Origin of the sequence: Haloferax prahovense (assembly GCF_000723845.1) — an archaeon.
Taxonomy (GTDB): Archaea; Halobacteriota; Halobacteria; order Halobacteriales; family Haloferacaceae; genus Haloferax; species Haloferax prahovense.
Map to the genome: position 1 here is coordinate 2,832,775 of NZ_LK053000.1, position 20,563 is coordinate 2,853,337.

Below are 20,563 nucleotides of genomic sequence, written 5' to 3' on the forward strand. Positions count from 1 at the left end.
CGGCGTTTCGGCGTTTCGGCGTTTCGGACGGCGGACCGCCTCCGGCGTCTCGCCGGTCGCCGGACTCGACCTCAGATGTGGGCAGCGATGTCAGCTTCGGTGATGATGCCGACCGTCTCGCCGCCCTCGACGACGATGATGGCCGAGTTGTGGTCGAGGTAGACGCCGATTTCGTCCAGCGTCGTCTCGGGTTCGACGGTCGTGACGCCCTCGGACATGACCTCGTTGACCGGGCGGTCGGTCACGTCGTCCTCCTGGACGTGGCGGATGTCGGCGTTCGAGATGATGCCGAGCGGGCGGCCGTTCTCGATGACTGGCAGTTGGGAGAACCCGGCGTCGAGCATGATGTCGCGCGCCTCGCGGACTGAGTTGTCGGGGGCGACGCTCCGGACGGTCGTGTTCATGATGTCTTCCGCGCGCACGATGCGACCCTCGGCCTCGTCCAGCGCCTCGACGATTCGCCGGAGCGTCGAGAGACGCGGGTCGACGTCGCCGCCTTCGATGCGGGCGATGAGCGGCTGGGAGACCCCGGCCATGTCGGCGAGTTTGCTCTGCGTCAACTCCAGGGAGTTCCGCCGTTCCCTGAGGTCCTGCGGCGTGGGGAGTTCCATGCCGGAGTGATAACCCGTGGTTATGAAAAAGTGTTCCGGTCGCTCATCGGGGCATGGGTTCGCAGGCGCCGCGAAAATCGCTCGCTCGTGTCGGGCGGTCGCCCCAAGTACACCGGTCGGTGCGGTTTGGCACGACCCGACGCGGCCGGGCGCGACGGCGCGGGATTACTGGTCTTCGTCGGAGTCGAACTCGCGGATGTCGATGACGTCGAGGGGGACATCGCGGAGCGCGCCGCCGACCTCGCTTTTGGCGATTCGGGAGGCGTGCTTCTCGCCGTCCGCGTTGAAAATCTTGATTTCGAGGAGCAGGCCGACGAGGGCGGTGTTGGCCGCGATGAACGCGGAGTCGAACGGTTCGCCACAGGCGGGACAGGGCGTCGCGCCGACTTCGACCTCGACGTACTCCTTGTCCTTCTGGTTGAGTCGCTTGCCGGCCTCGCTGACCGCGACGCCGATGGCGTCGTCGATGTCTTCTACGTCCCGGACCAACCAGGCCGCCTCCATCGCGACGAGATAGTTGCTCATACACACGTTACGCGCCGGTGGGGTTTCGTGTCTTGTGGTTCGAGCGCCGGGGCGCGTGGGATTCACACACCCGGGCCGCGAACCGACCGCGACGCGTTCGAATCCACGACACTCCCGTCCCTCGGCCGGAGCGCGCACGACCCGCGCATGCCACGGGGATTATCGCTATAACTTATGGAAAAGCGCTCCGCGGGTCACGCGCGTCTCACGCCGAATAGTCGGTCTAGTTGGAGTAGAGACAAGTGTGCTTTAATCGATAGACAGCGCCGGGGTGTCGTGCGGCCGGCTGAGAGAAGGTTTATATACTGGCACCTCCCGACCCTCGACTGAGGACACGGTGATGATACCCCGCCTAACGAAGTACGTCCTGTTCGCCGCCTACCAGCTATCGGTCGCGATGGGCATCGCGCTGCTCCCCGTCGCGCTCGCCGCTCGCCGGATGGGTGTGACCCTCCCGATTCGCCGGCTCGTGGAAACGACCGGAACCGCCTACGAACGCGCCGCGGGTCGCTAAGTCGACTCCCGCGCCCTCCCTCCTCCCGACGGTACTTCCCGCGAGCGATCGCATCGCGCGGCCGCCGCCGACGCGCGTCTGACGCTTTGGCACCGGCAACGGCGAGGTGAAGGGTTGCATTTATCAGCGCCGAAGTGCAATCGCTGACAATGCGTACCCCGACTCACGACGAGTTCTCCGGCCGTCTCGACTCGCTGAACGGCGACCGCTCGAACGTGTTCGGTCCCGAGCTCGGCGAGTTCCCGCACGCCGAGCGTCGCGCCGACTCGCTCGGAGACAAAGAGACGAAGACCGGAACGACCACCGTCGGTATCAAGACCGAAGAGGGCGTCGTCCTCGCGACCGACATGCGCGCGAGCATGGGCTACATGGTCTCCTCGAAGGACGTCCAGAAGGTCGAAGAGATTCACCCGACGGGCGCGCTGACCATCGCCGGCTCCGTCTCGGCCGCCCAGTCGCTCATCAGTTCCCTCCGCGCGGAGGTCCGCCTCTACGAGGCCCGCCGCGGCGAGGACATGAGCATGCAGGCGCTGTCGACGCTCGTCGGCAACTTCCTCCGCTCGGGCGGGTTCTACGTCGTCCAGCCCATCCTCGGCGGCGTCGACGAGACCGGCCCCCACATCTACAGCATCGACCCCGCCGGCTCCATCCTCGAAGAGGAGTACACCGTCACCGGCTCCGGCAGCCAGTACGCCCTCGGTGTGCTCGAACAGGAGTTCAAAGACGGCCTCAGCATCGAGGAGGCGAAGCAGGTCGCCACGAAGGCCATCCGCTCGGCGGTCGAGCGCGACCTCGCCTCGGGTAACGGCATCAACATCGCCGTCGTCACCGAGGACGGCGTCGACATCCAGCGCCACCAGAACTTCGAAGGCCTCGAATAAGTCGCCCGCAGTCGGCGGTTTCTCTTCGTTTTAACGGGTCGCTACCGGCTGGACTCGCGCGTACATCGTACTCACTCGTCGCCCGGAAGCGGCCGCAAGAGCCCGTACCACGCCCGGTAGCCGAGCACGCCGAGAACGCGCCCGAGTCCGAGGCTGTACCGGAACGACTCGGTTCGGGGGAGCAGTCGACGCTCGACCGCGATACCGAGGAGGCTGACGACTAGCCCACGACGCCGACGCGTCCGAACCTTCCAGCTATCGCGGTCGTACGCCCACACCTGTCCGATTCCCCACGCACCGCCGACGGCGATACCACCCGGCGACAGCGGCGTCGGCTCGTACGACTCGTCGTCGCTGGAGCGGAGCAGACGGCGCATCGACACCATCCAGAGCGCGGTGAGAAGCGCGAGACCGAATTCGGCGACGGCTTTCGTCCGGCGGGAGACCATACACGACGTTCGAGCGGCGCGATAATAGTTATTTCTCAGACAAGAATGTGTGAAGCCGAGGCCGACCCGCCGTCGTCGAGGCTGTCGCGGAGCCGACTGCACCCGCCGGCTCAGAACCAGTCGGCGAACGCGCCTTCGAGCAGCGAGTCGGACTGGCGCTCGACGTACTCGCGTTGCATCTCGCGGAGCGCCGTCTCGAAGTCGTCGGCGTCGCCGAGGGCGTCGCGGACGCGGGCGCGCTTCCAGTCGGCCGGCGTGACGCCCGTCTCGACGCGCTTGCGAAGGGGTTCGAGGTAGTAGTTGGCCTCCTCCTCGGAACAGCCCGCGAGCCGAAGCCCGTCGCGGGCGTGGACGAGCAGGTCCTCGTAGAGGTCAGCGCCGACCACGTCGTCGCCGTCGACGTCTATCCAGCGCAGGTCGCCGTGCGGTCCCTCACGCATCGCGGTGTAGAAGTTCTCCTCCGCGGTCTCCCAGTCGAGGTCGATGACGGGGTGGTCCAGTCGGGGGAGTCGCTCCATGAGTCCCGCGAAGGCGGCCTGGAACGCCACGGAGTCGCGGACGGTGGGCTGGCCCGCGATGGGGCGGAACTCGATGCGGGCGTTGGCCGACGAGCGGGACGCGCCGTCGAACACCGGGCGGACCCACCGCCAGTAGGTGCCGTGTTTCCGGCGGAGCGTGGCGAAGTCGTCGTCGAAGCGGTCGCCGCGTTCGACCGACATGGGAACCATCGTGGAGTCCTCGACGACGCGGTCGACGGCGTCTTCGACGGTATCGAGGTCGCCGGGGAAGGCGACCTTCTCGTGGTCGCCGGAGTTGAGCACCGACTCGAACACCGCGATGCGGTTTTCGTCCCAGCCGTCGGCGAGAATCTCGTCGGCCGTCACGCCATCGTCGTAGAGGTCGGCTGGGAAAAACGGCGAGTTGACGCCGAGCGCGAGAAGCGGCCCGGCGACCCGCAGCGCGTAGTTGAAGTGGTACGGCAGGTCGGCCGCGTGCGGGACCTGATAGTGCGGCTGGATGGACGTGATGAGCGCCTCGGGCATCACGGTGTCCGCTTCGAGCGAGACGTGCGGCGCGTCGAGCGTGAACGACTCCGGGGCGGTCGGCCCGTTGGCCATCGCGTGGTACCGCACGGAGTTGCTCATGTTCGTCGCGAGGCGGACGCCACCGTCGGTGACGGAGTCTGTCAGGTACTCGCGGGCGCTCTCGCCGGCCGGCGGGATGCTCCACATCCCGTCGGAGACGAGGCGCATCCCCTCGGCGGCAGCGCAGTCGAGCGCGGCGTCGAGTCGGGCGCGGACCTCGGACTCCTGCGCGCGGAGCCCGTGTGGATTCAGCGGCTGGGGGCTCGTGGTCATCTCGGCGTTGTGGAGCCCGAGTTCCTTCTCGAAGCCCATGAGGCCGAGCAGCCGGCGCGGGACCCGCATGAGCGCGTGCACGTCGTCTTCGCTCGCGGACCAGCGACCGTCGGAGACGGCGTAGAACTCGTACTCCAAGCCGACGATGGACTGGTGGTTGTCGAAGGTCCCCTCGCGCAGTTCGCGCTTGAGTACCTCGGCGTCGGCTTTCGCTTGCGCTTCGAACTCGGCCGCGTCGACCGCGAGCACGTCTTCGACGCGCTCTGCGAGGTCGTCGCTCATACCCGGCGTTCCGGCGTCGAACGCCTTCAACTTCCCGGCACCGCGGTCGTTCGGCAGCGAATCACATCCCCGACGACTGTCGAGACGCTTTTGCCCCGCGCGGCGATACCCACGGACGATGCAGTTCGCCGAGTTCGCCGCCCGCGCCGCCGAGATAGAAGCCGAGCCAGCGGACCTCGCGGTCGTCTCGCTCCTCTCCGACCTCTTTTCGGACGCCGGCGGCGACCTCCCGACGGTCGCCCGGTTCGTCCAAGGTCGCGTCTTTCCGGCGTGGGACTCGACCACGCTCGACATCGGCCCGCGGCTCTGCCACGAGGCCATCGCCCGCGCGGCCGGCCCGAACGTCTCGGCCGACGACGTGGAAGACCGCCTCGCCGACCGCGGCGAAATCGGCGCGGTCGCCGCGAGCTACGACTTCGGCGGCCAGCGCGGCCTCGCCGCCTTCGGTTCGGGCGGCCGAGCGGGGCTGACGGTCGCCGAAGTCGATTCGGAACTCCGGGCGCTCGCGGCCGCCTCCGGTTCGGGGAGCGAGGAGACGAAGCTCAAGACGCTCTACGGCCTGTTCAATCGGACCGACCCCGACGAGGCGCGCATCCTCGCACGGCTCGTCCTCTCGGAGATGCGCATCGGCGTCGGCGAGGGGGCCGTCCGCGACGCCGTCGCGGAGGCGTTCTTGGTCGACCCCGCGGACGCCGCCGCCATCCGCGACGACGACGCCGACGCGGAGACCGAAGCCGTCGCCCGCGACCGCCGGAACGAGGCCGTCGCCGCCGTCGCCCGCGCCCTGCAGGTGTCGAACGACTACGGCATGGTCGCCGAACTCGCCCGCGACGAGGGCGAGGCCGGCCTCGACGGCGTCCGCCTCGAGGTCGGGCGCCCCGTACAGGCGATGCTGGCGCAGGCCGGCACCGCCGCCGACGCGCTCGACGAGTGGGACGCCGCCGCGGTCGAAACCAAGTTCGACGGTGCGCGCGTACAGGTCCACCGCGACGCCGACGGCGAGGTCTCGCTGTTTTCGCGCAACATGGAGGACGTGACCGGCGCGCTCCCCGAGGTGGTCGAGTTCGTCGCGGACGCGGTCGACGAGCCCGCCATCCTCGACGGCGAGGTCGTGGCGATGGACGACGACGGCGAACCCCTCCCGTTTCAGGAGATTCTCCGGCGCTTCCGCCGCAAGCACGACGTGGGCCGGATGCGCGAGGAGGTCCGGGTCGAACTCCGGGCGTTCGACTGCCTGCACGCCGGCGGCGACGACCTCCTGACCGACCCGCTGTCCGACCGACACGACCGACTGGCCGCGGTCCTCGGCGACGACTCGGCGGCCGTCTCCGACCTCCTCCTGACCGACGACGCCGACGAAATCGCCGCCTCCGAGGCCGACGCCCTCGACGCCGGCCACGAGGGAATCATGCTGAAGAACCCCGACGCGCCGTACTCGCCGGGCGACCGCGGGAAGAACTGGCTGAAACGCAAGCCCGACGTGGAGACGCTGGACCTCGTCGTCACCGGCGCGGAGTGGGGCGAGGGCCGACGCGCGGAGTTCCTCGGGACGTTCCTGCTTTCGGCCCGCGTCGAAGCCGAGTCCGGCGACGACGCCTTCGAGACCATCGGCAAGGTCGCCACGGGTATCACGGACGAGGAGTTGGCCGAGTTGACCGACCTCCTCGAACCCGAAATCGAACGGGAGTCCGGCAAGGAGGTCGACATCCGCCCGTCGGTCGTCTTCGAGGTCGGCTACGAGGAGATTCAGGCGTCGCCGACGTACTCCTCGGGCTACGCGCTCCGGTTCCCGCGGTTTGTCACCGTCCGCGAGGACAAGACCGCCGAGACGGCCGACTCGCTGGAGCGCGTCGAGCGACTGGCCGAGTCGCAGTAAGCGAGGCACGCGTCCGTCGCGGGTCGCGCCCAAAGAGATATACTATCGGTGATTCGACGTGTTGTCACGGTGACTACACGTGAACCTTGACGCCCTCCTGAAGCCGGTTCTCCTCTATACGGGGCTCCTCGGTCTTCTCACGGTCGGCGGGGTGTATTTCGCCACGCACTCGGGACTGTACATGCTCGGATTGATAGGAGCCGGCGTACTCCTCGTCGTACTCGGCGGCGGGGCCGCGGGTCAGATGGGTCCAAGTAACGTCGAACACGCGGGCGAGAAGGGAGGGACGAACAGGGTCGTCTCGAACGCGGGGCTGTGGTCGCCCGTCGAGACGGACACCTCGCTTCGCCTCACCCTCCTGTTCTACGGGGCCGGGTTGTTCCTGTGGAGCCTCGTCGTGTTCGGCGTCCTGCGCGACACGCTCGTCTGAGTCGGGGCCGCGCATCCGCCACTCGTCGCCCGCCCACACCGGCCGCCTCGCCCCGAGAGCCGCGTTTTTTACCCCTCGGTTCGAGGTGTCGCGTATGACCATCAAACACGACGGCCTCGACGTGTCCTGGCTCGGCTACGCGACCGTCAGAATCGAGTCGCCCGACGGCTTCGTCGTCTACTTCGACCCCGGCCGCTACGGCGTCCTCGACGACTACTACGCCCGCGACGGCGACCTGATTTTGGTCACACACAACCACCACTACGACTCCGACGCCATCGAGCAGGTCGCCGACGCCGACGCGACCGTCGTCGCCTTCGAGGGCGTCGACGCCGCGACCATCGACCGCGACGTGGTACCGGTCGAGGAACTCCCCTACGAGACGGTCCGCGTCGACGAGGCGGACCACCTCACCGTCGGTGAAGTCGACGTGTGGTCGCTCCCGGCGTTCAACGACCCCGACGGGCCGCATCTCCGCGACGGCGACGTGGTCCACCCGCAGGGCTTCGGTTGCGGCTACCACATCTCGATTGCCGACCGGACCGTCTTCTGGCCCGGCGACTCCGACGTGCTCGAAGGCCACAAACACCTCGAGGTCTCGCTGTTTCTCGCCAACATCGGCGGTTCGGTCGTGATGGACCGCCACGAGGCCGCCGACCTCGCGGAGACGCTCGACCCCGACCTCGTGCTCCCGATTCACTACGACACGATTCCGCTTCTCGAAACCGACCCGGACGCCTTCGTCGTCGACGTGGCGAACCGCGGCATTCCAGTCGTTCTCGACGACCCCGACCAGGTCTGAGACCGCGACGACGAAACGGACAGAACGATTTTGCCGCGCCGGGCCGTCCGTTCGCGTATGGACCTCGACTACGGCATGCTCGGCGGCCGGCGGCCCTACTACCGCTTCGGCGACGCCGACGCCGACCCGCTCGTGGTGCTTCCCGGCCTCTCGGACGCCTTCCAGCGCACCGACCCGAACCGCGCGACTGCGGCGGCGCTCGCCGGCCTGTTCCGCGAGTTCGACGACCGCGACGTGTGGGTCGTCGGCCGGCCGCGACACCTCCCGGTCGGGTCGACCACGCGAGACATGGCCGCGGGCTACGCCGGCGTCATCGACGAACAGGACCTGTGGCCGGCCGACGTTATCGGCGTCTCGATGGGCGGACTCGCCGCCCAGTACCTCGCCGCCGACTACGGCGACTACGTGGACTCGCTGGCCGTCGTCTCCGCCGGGACGCGACTCGGCGGCCACGGCGAGAACGTCGTAACGCGCTGGCGCTCGCTGGCGGGTAAAGGTCGCTGGGCCGAGGTCGCCGCCGACGCGGAGCGGGAGGCGGCGACGGGCCTCGAAGCGACCGTCGCCCCGCCGCTCATCGAGGCGGCCGGTCGAGTCGTCGACTTTCGGCCCGCCGTCCCCGCCGACGCCGTCGTCTCCTGTACGGCCTGTCTCGAACACGACTCCCGGGAGATACTCGGCGACATCGACGCGCCGACGCTCGTCGCCGCCGGGAAGGCCGACCGACTCTTTCCCGAACCGCGGATTCGAGAACTCAAAGACGGCATCGCGGACGCGACGCTCGCGCTGTTCTCCGGAGCGGGTCACAACCTCGCGACCGGCGAGCCGCGAACGCTGAACGGTGTCGTCAGGCGCTACTTCGACGGGTTCCGCGGCGACGGGCTGTATCCGTAATCGCGCACCGCGAGCGGCGAGGGCCTCGAACCCTCCCCGCGGCACCAGGCTCATACGCCGGGCGGCCGTCGAACCGCCATGCGCGACGCCCTCCGGTCGAGCCCGCTTTTCAGCGGCTGCCGACTCCTCGTCTGTTTCGTCGACAGAGGTGTAAGGAGGAAGCCCTCGGCTTCAGCCGTGGGAGGAACCCGACACCCTCGGCTTCTACGGCGGCTACACTATCGTGGCGCTGTTCAACCGGTCCGGGACGGTGCGCTAGAAAAGCGGCGGCCGGGGTGACCGGGGTTAGATGACGCCCATCTCGTCGAGCCGCGTCGGCAGGTACTCGTCGGTCACGAAGTCGAGACCGCGGGAGGCGAGCGCCTGCTGTTCGGCCTTCTTGCCGATGTCGAGTTGCAGCTCGATCTGTTCGGTCCAGTAGTCGCTCATGAACCGCGGGTCCTCCAGTTCGGACTGGAGCGCGTTGATGTCGGAGTCCGCGAGCGGGTCGGTCGGGAGATCGTAGTCCACGATATCCTGCGGCTGGATGCCGACGAACCTCGCTTCCGGCGTCGCGAGGTGTTCCGAGAGGTGCGCGGACTTGATGGAGCCGTAAGCGACGGAGCCGAAGATGCGGTAGGACCACGGGTCGCCGTCGGTGAAGACCACGACCGGTAGGTCGAGTTCGTTGTGCAGGCGCTTCGTGATGCGCCGGGTCGCCCGCGCGGGCTGGCCCTTCAGGTGGACGATGAGCACGTTGTACTCGTCGTCGAAGCCGTTTTCGACGAGGCGGTCGCGCATACCACCGGTCTCCACGCAGAGGACGAAATCGATGTCGTGGTCGAGGAACTCGATGGTGTCGGGGTTGTTCGGAATCTGGTAGCCGCCCTCGCCCACGTCGAGTTGGCAGTGGATATCGCGCTCGCCGCGGCGGGTCTGCTCGCGGAGTTCGAGCGGGCCCATAAGGGTCGCCCCCGACTCCTCGGGCCGCATGTGGAAGTCCTCGCGGGTGACCTCGGAGACGATTTCGAGGTCCTCGATGAGCTGGTTCGACTCGTCCTGGTCGGAGAAGTGCGCCTCTTCGGCGTCCCACGACTCGGAGATGTAGTACAGCTCACGCAGGGTGGACGAGCGGTCCTCCTCTAACTGCCGCGCGAGGAACTCGATGGTGTAGGCGGCCTTCAGGAGCTTTCGCGCCCCCCGGACGCTGTTCGCAGAGCGCGTTGAGGTCCGGTCGCCGTACACCCAGACGTTCGAGTTCTCGTCGTACTCGATGTTGCTTTTCGTCCGCGTCGGGAGCGTCATGTGCGGAATCTCCCCCGCGTCGAACTGGTCGTAGAACTCCGCCGCGAGGTCGATGAGACGCTCGCGGGCGCGTTCCTCGGATGTGTTCGGTTCAGGTGCCATTATACGTTCACCGTGAGTTTCTCCGTCTCGACGCCGTCGACGTTGATGTCGAACGACGCGTCCTGTGCGACCGAGTACGTGAGCGTCGCCGTCTCACCGGACGACACCTCGGGGTTCCACTTGACGAACCACTCCCCGTCAAGGTCGACGACCGTCGCCTCGCCGTCGAGGCCGGCCGGCTCCGCCGAGACGATGTCCGTGATGTCTGGCGACTCGTTCGTGTTGGAGTAGTTCTTCACCGTGAGCGTCACCTCGCCGTCTTCGACGGCTCGCTCGACGGTCAGGTTGTTCATGATGCGGCCGAGCGCGCCGTCGATGTTGGGCTCGGGTCGCCCGGTGACCTCCGAGAGCTTCGTCGCCATCTGCGGGAGGATGCGACCGAGCACGTCCTGTTTCTTGCGGCGCTTCTGGAGCGACCGCCGCTTCGAGAGGTAGGACTTGAGTTCGCGGGCCGCCTCGCGGATGGCGAGTTCGACCTCGTCTTGAATCGCCGGCACGTCCGCGAGCGCGTCCTTCGACTCACTCGTGAACGGGACGTTCGTGGAGGCGACGTGGACCATGAGGACGGCGGGACCGTTCGGCATGCCGCTGCCGCCCGGTTGGTCGAGGCCGTAGTTCCGCCAGCCGATGTCTTTGACGACGTGGGTGATGGTACACGCGCCCTGCTGGTAGACGAGCGGGACGCGGTTGGCGAAGCGGAGCAGGTCGATTTTCCCCTCGGACTTCAGTTCGCCGCCGTAGGCGATGCCGGCCTCGACGATGAACGGGTCGCCGCCGTGGACCTCGGCGTCGCGGGTCGCCGCGGCGTAGAAGTCGGCGTCGAACTCCTTTTTCAGGCCGGCTTCCACGAGGTCCGCGGAGATGGGAGAGAGACAGTCGGTCGGCGGCGCGAGGATGTCCGTCTGGCGCATCGCGTCGAGCAGGTCGCGGGCCACGTCGCGGTCGTCGGCGACCTCGCGGACCTTCGGCACCTCGTCGGAAACGGTGCGCATCCGCGACCAGATGGCGTCGGCGACGTTCTCCTGTGCCGTCTCGCCGTAGGTCTCGTCCTCGCGTTCTTTGGTTCGCTCGGCGGCCCACGCGACGAACTCGGCCACGTCGTCGCGGGTGGCGCGGTCGGCCGGGCCGGTCGTCTCGGCGAACTGCGTGGCGATGGAGCGCGCCATCGACACCTTGCCGGCGTCGTCTTTCTGCGTGGTCGTCACGTCGTCGACGATGGCGTACACGTCGCCCTCGCGGTCGTCGGTGAGGACGGGCCACAGCGCCTCGACGACGTTCTCCCGGACCGTCTCGCCGAACGAGGTGTCGGTCTCCTCACCGACCGTCTCGGCGACGTTTTCGACGATGGTGACGAGTTCGCCGTGGGCGATGCGGTCCTTGCCGACGACGATATCGACCAGTTCGTCCGCGAACGTCGCGGTCGCCTCCTTGCCCTTGTTGGCGACGGCGTCCTCGACGACGGCGACGAGTTCGTCCGCCTCGGTCGCGTCGGGCGTCCGCCACGTCATCTCGCGGCCGAAGTGCCGGTCGCGGAAGGCGTCGTGAATCTTGTCGGAGGTCTTCGCGCCGACACGGGTGAACTCCTCTTGGAGGAAGCCGGAGACGGAGTACGACTCGGTCGCCGCGAGCATCTTCAGGAGCGTCCCGAGTTCGACGCCGTGGGGGTGGGGACGGATCTCCTTCGTCTGTTTCGGAAGCTGGTCGGTCGCCCGCTCGAACTTCATCGGCTCGTCGAGGCCGGGTTCCCGGAGTTCGATGCGTGCGTGGGGGTTGACGACCGCCGTGTGGAGGATGTAGTCGTGGAGCTGCTGGCGGGCGCGCATGTTGGCTTCCATCTCCAACTCGATGCGCGTGCCGTGGGGGCGGTCCCACGAAGTCGTCTTCTCGGTGCGAATCTCGGGTTCGTTCTGGTCCGTGTTGATGACGAGTTCGAAGTACTCGGCGTCCTCCGAGCCCTGCGTCCGGCTCGTCACCTTGGCGGGCTTCCCGCTCGTCAGCTGCGAGTAGAGGACCGCCGCGGAGATACCGATACCCTGCTGACCGCGGGACTGTTCGCGCGCGTGGAAGCGAGAGCCGTAGAGGAGCTTCCCGAACACTTTGGGCACCTGCTCTTTCGTGATGCCCGGCCCGTTGTCCTCGATGACGAGGCGGTAGTAGTCGCCCGCCTCGGCGATTTCCACGTAGATGTCGGGCTGGATGCCCGCCTCCTCCGTGGCGTCGAGCGCGTTGTCCACCGCCTCCTTGACGGCGGTGACCAACCCGCGGGCTCCGCTGTCGAAGCCCAACATGTGCTTGTTCTTCTCGAAGAACTCGGCGATGGAGATCTCCCGCTGGCCCTTCGCCAGCTCCTCTGCGATCCCCGGCTCGTCACCGAGTGTCGACTGGAACGAGGTCATTTCCTGATGCGCATCTACCCAGTCCCGCGTTAAGTACTCACCGGCAACGGAGTGAAAGTGAACACGGGAGGTTGACGCGCTTCGAGGCCGATTCGCGCCGGAACCGCGAGTCGTGTTACACAGAGTCACTCACGAACTTCGGTCAATCAATCGAAATCGCCGGCCCGGAAACCGCTACGCGGGACTCCAGTAAGTAGTACGCGCCCGCGCGTGCGAGGCTTTAAGGGACGGGCTATCCTAGGCCAGTTCAGATGTCACAGGATAACGAGTACGGGGCCGGACAGATTCAGGTCCTCGAAGGGCTCGAAGCCGTTCGAAAGCGTCCGGCGATGTACATCGGGTCCACCGATTCTCGCGGACTCCACCACCTCGTCTACGAAGTCGTCGACAACTCCATCGACGAGGCGCTCGCGGGCCACTGCGACGCCATCGAGGTCGCCCTCCACGAGGACGGCTCTGTCAGCGTCACCGACAACGGCCGCGGGATTCCGGTAGATACGCACGAACAGTACGACCGACCCGCGCTGGAGGTCATCATGACCGTCCTCCACGCCGGCGGGAAGTTCGACAACAAGTCCTACCAGGTCTCCGGCGGCCTCCACGGCGTCGGCGTCTCCGTCGTCAACGCGCTATCGGGCAAGCTCGAAGTCGAGGTCAAACGCGACGGCGCGGTGTGGACACACCGCTTCGAGTTCGGCGAACCGCAGGTCGACGAGTTCGAGCGCGTGCGCGACCTCGAACCCGACGAGGACACCGGGACGACCATCCGGTTTTGGCCAGACGACGGTATCTTCGAGACGACCGAGTTCGACTTCAAGACGCTCGAAAACCGCCTGCGCGAACTCGCGTTCCTCAACTCCGGCGTCGAGATTTCGCTCGGCGACGAGCGGACCGGCGAGTCGAGCACGTTCCTCTTCGAGGGCGGCATCCGCGAGTTCGTCGAGTACCTCAACGAGACCAAGACGGCCCTCCACGACGACATCATCTACTACGACGACGAGTCGGAGGGCATCGAGGTCGAAATCGCCATGCAGGCGACCGACGAACTGCAGGGGTCGATTCACGCCTTCGCCAACAACATCAACACCCGCGAGGGCGGCACGCACCTGACCGGGTTCAAGACGGCGCTCACCCGCGTCGTCAACGACTACGCGAACACCCACGACATGCTGGACGACCTCGACGGCGACAACCTCCGCGGCGAGGACGTGCGCGAGGGGCTCACCGCCGTCATCTCCATCAAACACCCCGACCCGCAGTTCGAGGGCCAGACGAAGACCAAACTCGGTAACTCCGAGGTCCGCGGCATCGTCGAGAGCGTCACCCACCAGCAGCTCGGGACGTTCTTCGAGGAGAACCCGGACACGACGACGGCCATCATCTCGAAAGCCGTCGAGGCCGCCCGCGCCCGCAAGGCCGCGAAGCAGGCCGAGGAGCTCACCCGCCGCAAGTCCGCGCTCGAATCCACCTCGCTGCCGGGGAAGCTCGCGGACTGTCAGAGCCGCGACCCCGCCGAGTCCGAGCTGTTCATCGTGGAGGGCGACTCCGCGGGCGGCTCGGCCAAGCAGGGCCGCGACCGCAAATTCCAGGCGATTTTACCCCTCAAGGGGAAGATTCTGAACGTCGAGAAACACCGTCTCGACCGCATCCTCGAAAACGACGAGATACGGGCGCTCATCACCGCCATCGGCGGCGGCGTCGGCGACGAGTTCGACATCGAGAAGGCGCGCTACCAGCGGCTCATCCTGATGACCGACGCCGACGTCGACGGCGCGCACATCCGGACGCTGCTTCTCACGCTCCTGTACCGCCACATGCGCCCGCTCATCGAGGCCGGCTACGTGTATGCGGCCCAACCGCCGCTGTACCGCGTTCGCTACCGCGGCAACACCTACGACGCGATGGACGAGGCCGAACGGGACCGCATCATCGAAGAAGAGTGCAATGGCAACCCCACGCAGGTCCAGCGGTTCAAGGGACTCGGCGAGATGAACCCCGACCAGCTGTGGGACACGACGATGAACCCCGAGAACCGCGTCCTCAAGCGCATCACCGTCGAGGACGCCGCCGCCGCCGACCGGATGTTCAACATCCTGATGGGCGACGCCGTCGGGCCGCGAAAGCAGTTCATCAAGGACCACGCGAACGACGCCGAGTGGGTGGACATCTAACATGAGTTCTGACGCACCAGATTCCTTCGAACCGGGCGCGGGTATCGCGGCCGAAGTCAAGAACGCGCGCATCGAAGACGAGATGGAGCAGTCGTACATCGACTACGCGATGTCGGTCATCGCGGGGCGGGCGCTGCCCGACGTGCGCGACGGCCTCAAGCCGGTCCACCGGCGCATCCTCTACGCGATGCACCAGGCCGGCGTGACCTCCAACTCGTCGCACCGCAAGTCCTCGTCCATCGTGGGCGAGACGATGGGTGACTACCACCCCCACGGCGACTCCGCCATCTACGACACCCTCGCGCGCATGGCGCAGGACTTCTCCATGCGCTACCCGCTCGTCGACGGCCAGGGGAACTTCGGCTCCGTCGACGGCGACCCGCCGGCCGCGATGCGCTACACAGAGGCGCGGATGTCCCCCATCGCCGAGGAACTCCTCGACGACATCGACAAGGACACCGTCGACTTCCAGTCGAACTACGACGACCGCAAGCAGGAGCCGACGGTCCTCCCGTCGTCGTTCCCGAACCTGCTCGTCAACGGCTCGTCCGGCATCGCGGTCGGGATGTCCACGAACATCCCGCCGCACAACCTCGGCGAGGTCATCGACGCCACGGTCGAACTCATCGAGAACCCCGAGGCGACCATCCCGGACCTGATGGAACACATCAAGGGCCCGGACTTCCCGACCGGCGCGAACATCGTCGGCCGAAACGCGGTCCACAAGGCGTACAAGACCGGTCGCGGCCGCGTCCGCGTCCGCGCCGACTACGACGTGTTCGAAGAGGAAGGCCGCATCGTCATCAACGAACTCCCGTATCAGGAGAACAAGGCCCGCCTCATCGAGCGCATCGCCGACGACGTGAACGAGGGGAAAATCGAGGGCATCCGCGACATCCGCGACGAGTCCGACCGCGACGGCATTCGCGTCGTCATCGAACTCAAGCGCGGCGCGATGGCCGAGGTCGTCAAGAACCAGCTGCTCGACAACCACCTCGAATCCACGTTCGGCGTCATCAACCTCGCGCTCGTCGACGGCCAGCCGCAGGTGCTGACGCTCAAGGAGACGCTCGAACACTACCTCGACCACCGCCGCGACGTGGTCCGCCGGCGCTCCGAGTACGAACTCGCAGAGGCCGAAGACCGCGCGCACATCCTCGAAGGCCGCCTGAAGGCCCTCGACAACATCGACGACGTGGTCGAGACCATCCGGAACTCCGAGAGCCGCGACGACGCGAAAGCCGCGCTCCGCGGCGAGGTCGAAGTCGAAGTCGACGGCGAACCGCTGCCGACGTTCGACTTCTCCGAAGAACAGGCCAACCACATCGTCTCGATGCAACTCGGCTCGCTCACCTCGATGGAGGCGGCCGAAATCGAAGACGAGTACGAGGACGTGCAGGCGACCATCGAGCGCCTCGAAACCATCCTCGGCGACCGGTCGGAACTCGACGCGGTCATCGAGTCCGAGCTGCTCGACATCAAAGACGAGTACGCCGACGACCGGCGGACCTCGTTCGTCGCCAACACCGGCGAGGTCACCCGCGCCGACCTCATTCCCGAGGAAGACGTGGTCGTCGTCGTCAGCGAGGACGACTACATCAAGCGGATGCCGGTCTCCCGGTTCCGCGCCCAGCACCGCGGCGGCAAGGGCATCATCGGGACTGACCTCAAGGAGGGCGACAACGTCTCGTCGGTGTTCGTCACGAACACCCACGACGACCTGCTCTGTTTCACCAACCACGGACAGGTCTACCAACTCAAGGCCTACCAGGTGCCAGAGATGTCGCGGACCGCTCGCGGGAAGTCGGCGGTCAACCTGCTCGACTTCGACGACGGCGAGGAGATTACGGCCGTCGTCAACTGCGACAACCTCGAAGATATCGAGGGCTACCTGACGATGGTGACCCAGAACGGCTACATCAAGCGGACCGGCACCGACCGGTTCCAGAACATCCTCTCGACGGGCATCATCGCCACCAAACTCAACGAGGGCGACGAACTCGTCGACGTGGAGGTCACAGACGGCGAAAGCGACCTCGTCATCGGCACCGAACAGGGCATGTCCATCCGCTTCGACGAGGACGAGGTGCGCGCGATGGGACGCTCGGCCCGCGGCGTCCGCGGCGTCAAACTGACCGGCGACGACGTCGTCGCCGGCGTGGCCGCCATCGACGAGGCCCACCACAGCTGGATTCTCACCGTCACCGAGAACGGCTACGGGAAGCGCACGGACCTCGACGCCTACCGCAAGCAGTCCAGAAACGGCAAGGGGCTCATCGACATCAAGACCAACGAGCGGAACGGTCCGGTCTGCGCCATCAACACCGTCGGCGAGGGAGACCACCTCGTCGTCATGTCCGACGAGGGACAGATTCTCCGGACGCCCGTCGAGGACATCTCGACGGTCGGCCGCAACACGATGGGTGTCATCGTGATGGACCTCGACGACGGCGACGACGTGGCCTCCGTCGACGTGATTCCGGCCGCGATGACGACCGAAGACGAGGAACTGGACGACGTGGAAGGGGACGCGGAAACCGACGCGGAAACCGACGCGGAAACCGACGCGGAAACTGACGCGGACGACGAATAAGTCGGCTCTCCCCGACGACGGATTTCTTTTTGCGGACCCCACCGGGGAGCCGCGGTTCCGACCGTCACTCCCCGAAGGCATTTACCCCGGCCGACGGGTCCTCCCGGTATGAGAGACGCGTCGCGTTCGAGAGTCGTCGGCGTCTCGGCGCTCGCATTCGTCGTCGTTCTCGGCGGCTTGACCGCGCTTCGGGCGTGGAACCTCGAACCGCCGACACACGTGCAGTCGCTCGTCGTCGACGCGGGCGCGGTGCTCGTCGTCGCCGGCGTCGCGTCTCACGTCGCCCGAGGCGAGCGCGTCGGTGAACGGGCCGGCGAGGGTATCGTGCTCGCCTTCGGTCCGTGTTTCGCGTTCGCGGTCAACCTGTTCGTCCCGGTATCGACGATGGAGTCGCCGCTGTGGCTCGGGTATCCGTTCGTCGCCGGCGCGGTGCTTTCACTCGGGCTCGGCGGTCTCGGGGCGGGTGTCGGGTACGTCGTTCGAGTCCTGAGAGCGACAAAAACCAGCGACAGCGCGACGTAGCTCCTATTTCTCTACGTCCGACGGCTCTCTCGTCAGGTCGTAGGTGTAGTGTCGCGGCTTGCGGTCCCGGAGCCAGTCGCGGAGCGGTTCGACCCGCGGCCGGTAGGTGAGCGTCGACCCGAGCGCGGTGAGCGGGAGGAACTTCGCCGCCTCGATTTCGTCGTCGGGGTCGCTCGGCGACGGGGTCGGGTCGTCGGCGACGGGCGTCGCGTGATAGAACCGCTGGAGATAGATGCGGTGGTCGGGCGCGCGAATCTCGCTCGTGAAGGCCAGCGACTGGATTTCGACCTCGACGCCGGTCTCCTCTGCGGCCTCGCGGGCGGCGGTCTCGAAGAAGAACTCGCCGGGTTCGGAGCCGCCTTTCGGCAGTCCCCAGCGGTCCTTCTCGTAGACCGCGAGCACCGAGTTCTCCCGCAGGACGACGACGCCGGCGGCCAGGTCGTGCGGAGCGGGGGCTTCTCTCGGCGTCGACATCAGAGGATGCGCTTGCCGAAGGCGCTTGCGGCGAGTTCGGTCGCGAGCGTCGCAGTCTCGTTGTGCTCGTCGAGGATGGGGTTGACCTCCACGAGTTCGAACGAGCGCATGGCCTCCGAGCGGGCGACGAGTTCCATCGCCGCGTGGGCTTCGCGGTAGGTCACGCCGCCGCGGACGGGCGTCCCGACCCCGGGGGCCTCGCGGGGGTCGAGCCAGTCGAGGTCGAGGCTGATGTGGACGCCGTCGGTCCCGTCGGTCGCCACGTCGAGGGCGTCGTTCGTCACGTCGGTGATGCCGCGCTCGTCGATGTCCGACATCGTGTAGACTGTGACGTCGGTGTCGCGAATCGCCTCGGCCTCCGGGCCGTCGACGGAGCGCAGGCCGACGATGGCGACGTTCTCCGCTTCGAGACCGGCGGCATTCGCCCACTCGACGCCCTCGAAGTCGCCGATACCGAGCGCGGCCGCCAGCGGCATGCCGTGGACGTTTCCGGACGGCGAGGTGCTCGGCGTGTTGAAGTCGCCGTGGGCGTCGAACCAGATGACGCCGATGTCGGCGTCGCGGGCGCTCCCGACCAGCGAGCCGATGGCGATGGAGTGGTCGCCGCCGAGCGCGAGCGGGGTCGTCCCCTCGGCGAGCGCGGTCGAGACGGCGTCGGCGAGGCTCGTCGTCACCTCTTCGACCTCCTGGACGTGTTTCGCGTTCGCCGGCCCGGCGTCCGCGTCCCGTGTCGCGTGGTGCGGGACCGCGAGGTCGCCCGCGTCCGTCGGCGAGACGCCGGCGGACTCGAGTTGCCCCGCGAGTCCGGCGTATCGAATCGCGGAGGGACCCATGTCCACCCCGCGTCGATTGGCACCGTAGTCCGTCGGTGCACCGAGAATCCTGACGTTCCGTTCCATAGTGAACCAACTCGGCCGGGGTGTTTAGTGGCATCGGAAAAATACCCTTATTGATAATGCCCTCCGTCGCCTCCCGGGAGGCCGCCGTGTGGCGACGTGGACTCCGGCCTGTCGCAAGGCCGTCTCGCTTTTCCACGGCCGCGTCGTATCGAGTGCCATGCGGCACTTACAGATTCGCGTCGAGGCGGGGGAACTCGACGCGGTCGTCGATGCGCTCCGAGGCGAGGACGTCGACCCGGTCGTCCTCCCGGTCGGCGAGTCCGACGCCGACGCTCGGTCGTACCTCATCGAGTTCCCGCTGCCGACGGAGGCGGTCGACAGAATCAGAGAGACGCTCTCCGAGGCGGGGTTCGAGGAACGCTACCTCGTCATCGGTAACATCGAGTCGGCGACGACGCCGCACTACGACCGACTCGTCGAGCGGTACGTCGAGGGCGACGAGGAAGAAGAGCGCGTCTCGAACGAGGAGATTCTGACGAAGGCGCACGACCTCAACCCCCAGCCGACGGCGTACTACGGGATGACGGTGCTGAGCGCGCTCGTCGCCACGGCGGGGCTGTTGCTCGACTCGCCCGCCCTCGTCGTCGGGTCGATGGTCATCGCCCCGCAGATCGGCGCGGCGCTCATGGCCAGCGTCGGCGCGGCGCTCGGCGAGGACGCGATGTTCACCGACGGGGTTCGCTCGACGGTCGTCGGCCTCGCCGTGGCCATCGTCGCCGCCGCGGCGCTGGGGTGGTGGCTTAAGACGGCGCAGTTCGTCCCGTCGGGACTGAACGTGACCACGGTCCAGCAGATTGCGAGTCGGTCGTCGCCGGGGCTGTTGACGCTCGTCGTCGCACTCTGTGCGGGCGCGGCCGGGGGCGTCGGCTTGGCGACTGAACTCCCCGTCTCAATCGTCGGCGTCGCGGTCGCGGCCGCGACCGTCCCCGCGGCCGCGGCCGTCGGTATCGGCGTCGCGTGGGCGATTCCGGCGGTCGCCGTCGGCGCGCTCACGCTCCTCGCGGTCAACGTGGCGAGCATCGTCCTCGCGGGGACGCTCGCGCTCTGGTACCTCGGATACCGACCGAGTTACTGGGACTCACCGGGGTCGACGCGACGGCGGCTTCGCTCGTTCTTCGGGACCAGAGCGACGTGGGTGGCGCTCGCCCTCCTCGGGCTCACCGTGCTCGGACCGGGGTCGCTTCTCACCTCGCAAATCGCGTTCGAGAACCGTTCGACCGGGGCCGTGCAAACCGTTCTCGACGACTCGGAGTACGACTCGCTCGAACTGCTGTCGGTCGGCGTCGAGTTCGGAACCGCCGGACTCGACGACGGCCCGCGACGGGTGACGGTCGCGGTCCAACACCCGGTCGGTCGTCAGTACCCGCAGTTGTCGTCGCGAATCGGGGACCGAATACGCGAGGCGACGGGGAGGGACGTCGTCGTGACTGTGAACTTCGAACAGCGGAGTCGGTCGGGGCCGTCGTGACCGACTGAAAGCGGAGACGAGCGTCCGGAGACCGA

At 67.3% G+C, this 20,563-nt stretch carries 18 protein-coding genes; 10 read left to right on the forward strand and 8 right to left on the reverse strand.

Annotation, left to right across the window (positions count from 1 at the left end):
- Positions 1 to 71: 71 nt before the first annotated feature.
- The gene (locus tag BN984_RS14285; RefSeq protein ID WP_004976886.1) at positions 72 to 611 is read right to left on the reverse strand and encodes a CBS domain-containing protein; all 540 of its coding nucleotides are present in this window, start codon (positions 609 to 611) and stop codon (positions 72 to 74) included.
- Between the two features lie 165 nt (positions 612 to 776).
- On the reverse strand, positions 777 to 1,136 hold the full coding sequence (locus BN984_RS14290; protein WP_004970698.1) for a DUF555 domain-containing protein: 360 nt from the start codon (positions 1,134 to 1,136) through the stop codon (positions 777 to 779).
- Positions 1,137 to 1,476: 340 nt separating this feature from the next.
- Here BN984_RS14290 and BN984_RS19810 point away from each other — a divergent pair, with 340 nt between their 5' ends.
- Both BN984_RS19810 and psmB read left to right on the forward strand, forming a co-directional pair.
- Positions 1,477 to 1,650, forward strand: coding sequence for a hypothetical protein (locus tag BN984_RS19810; protein ID WP_004041439.1), 174 nt, complete (start codon positions 1,477 to 1,479; stop codon positions 1,648 to 1,650).
- Positions 1,651 to 1,799: 149 nt separating this feature from the next.
- On the forward strand, positions 1,800 to 2,531 hold the full coding sequence (gene psmB, locus BN984_RS14295; RefSeq protein ID WP_008093465.1) for a proteasome endopeptidase complex subunit beta: 732 nt from the start codon (positions 1,800 to 1,802) through the stop codon (positions 2,529 to 2,531).
- A gap of 71 nt (positions 2,532 to 2,602) precedes the next feature.
- Here the strand turns inward: psmB and BN984_RS14300 are convergent, their stop codons facing one another.
- Both BN984_RS14300 and BN984_RS14305 read right to left on the reverse strand, forming a co-directional pair.
- Positions 2,603 to 2,980: a hypothetical protein gene (locus BN984_RS14300; protein ID WP_008093466.1), complete on the reverse strand. Its 378-nt coding sequence runs from the start codon at positions 2,978 to 2,980 to the stop codon at positions 2,603 to 2,605.
- A gap of 110 nt (positions 2,981 to 3,090) precedes the next feature.
- Positions 3,091 to 4,620 carry a hypothetical protein gene (locus BN984_RS14305; RefSeq protein ID WP_049913442.1) on the reverse strand — a complete coding sequence of 510 codons (1,530 nt, stop codon included), beginning with the start codon at positions 4,618 to 4,620 and terminating at the stop codon, positions 3,091 to 3,093.
- A 118-nt stretch (positions 4,621 to 4,738) separates the two neighbouring features.
- Between BN984_RS14305 and ligA the strand changes: the two genes are divergently transcribed.
- From ligA to BN984_RS14325, 4 genes are all read left to right on the forward strand, one after another.
- Positions 4,739 to 6,496: an ATP-dependent DNA ligase LigA gene (gene ligA / locus BN984_RS14310; protein WP_049968486.1), complete on the forward strand. Its 1,758-nt coding sequence runs from the start codon at positions 4,739 to 4,741 to the stop codon at positions 6,494 to 6,496.
- Positions 6,497 to 6,575: 79 nt separating this feature from the next.
- Positions 6,576 to 6,926, forward strand: coding sequence for a hypothetical protein (locus BN984_RS14315; protein ID WP_008093469.1), 351 nt, complete (start codon positions 6,576 to 6,578; stop codon positions 6,924 to 6,926).
- 94 nt (positions 6,927 to 7,020) lie between these two features.
- On the forward strand, positions 7,021 to 7,728 hold the full coding sequence (locus BN984_RS14320; protein WP_049968487.1) for an MBL fold metallo-hydrolase: 708 nt from the start codon (positions 7,021 to 7,023) through the stop codon (positions 7,726 to 7,728).
- A 57-nt stretch (positions 7,729 to 7,785) separates the two neighbouring features.
- Complete coding sequence (locus BN984_RS14325; protein WP_049968488.1) at positions 7,786 to 8,619, forward strand: alpha/beta fold hydrolase; 834 nt, start codon at positions 7,786 to 7,788, stop codon at positions 8,617 to 8,619.
- A gap of 285 nt (positions 8,620 to 8,904) precedes the next feature.
- Here BN984_RS14325 and BN984_RS14330 read toward each other — a convergent pair whose 3' ends face one another.
- Together BN984_RS14330 and BN984_RS14335 are read right to left on the reverse strand one after the other, a co-directional pair.
- The gene (locus BN984_RS14330) at positions 8,905 to 10,005 is read right to left on the reverse strand and encodes a DNA topoisomerase IV subunit A (RefSeq protein WP_004976866.1); all 1,101 of its coding nucleotides are present in this window, start codon (positions 10,003 to 10,005) and stop codon (positions 8,905 to 8,907) included.
- Positions 10,005 to 12,401 carry a DNA topoisomerase VI subunit B gene (locus BN984_RS14335; RefSeq protein ID WP_049968489.1) on the reverse strand — a complete coding sequence of 799 codons (2,397 nt, stop codon included), beginning with the start codon at positions 12,399 to 12,401 and terminating at the stop codon, positions 10,005 to 10,007. The genes BN984_RS14330 and BN984_RS14335 overlap by 1 nt, the downstream gene beginning before the upstream one ends.
- 251 nt (positions 12,402 to 12,652) lie before the next feature.
- Here BN984_RS14335 and gyrB point away from each other — a divergent pair, with 251 nt between their 5' ends.
- From gyrB to BN984_RS14350, 3 genes are all read left to right on the forward strand, one after another.
- Positions 12,653 to 14,572 (forward strand): DNA topoisomerase (ATP-hydrolyzing) subunit B, encoded by a 1,920-nt coding sequence (gene gyrB, locus BN984_RS14340; protein ID WP_049968490.1) that lies wholly within the window; start codon positions 12,653 to 12,655, stop codon positions 14,570 to 14,572.
- Between the two features lies 1 nt (position 14,573).
- On the forward strand, positions 14,574 to 17,165 hold the full coding sequence (gene gyrA / locus BN984_RS14345; RefSeq protein ID WP_049968491.1) for a DNA gyrase subunit A: 2,592 nt from the start codon (positions 14,574 to 14,576) through the stop codon (positions 17,163 to 17,165).
- A 108-nt stretch (positions 17,166 to 17,273) separates the two neighbouring features.
- The gene (locus BN984_RS14350) at positions 17,274 to 17,687 is read left to right on the forward strand and encodes a hypothetical protein (protein ID WP_049968492.1); all 414 of its coding nucleotides are present in this window, start codon (positions 17,274 to 17,276) and stop codon (positions 17,685 to 17,687) included.
- Between the two features lie 3 nt (positions 17,688 to 17,690).
- On the opposite strand, the gene BN984_RS14355 is transcribed toward BN984_RS14350, so the two are convergent.
- Together BN984_RS14355 and rocF are read right to left on the reverse strand one after the other, a co-directional pair.
- Complete coding sequence (locus BN984_RS14355; protein ID WP_004041454.1) at positions 17,691 to 18,161, reverse strand: NUDIX domain-containing protein; 471 nt, start codon at positions 18,159 to 18,161, stop codon at positions 17,691 to 17,693.
- Entirely contained in the window at positions 18,161 to 19,060 is a 900-nt protein-coding gene (rocF, locus tag BN984_RS14360) for an arginase (protein ID WP_049913445.1), read from the reverse strand. Before rocF ends, BN984_RS14355 begins: the two co-directional genes overlap by 1 nt.
- Before the next feature lie 88 nt (positions 19,061 to 19,148).
- Here rocF and BN984_RS14365 point away from each other — a divergent pair, with 88 nt between their 5' ends.
- Positions 19,149 to 20,528, forward strand: a complete 1,380-nt coding sequence (locus BN984_RS14365) for a TIGR00341 family protein (RefSeq protein WP_233514189.1) — start codon at positions 19,149 to 19,151, stop codon at positions 20,526 to 20,528.
- Positions 20,529 to 20,563: the final 35 nt, after the last annotated feature.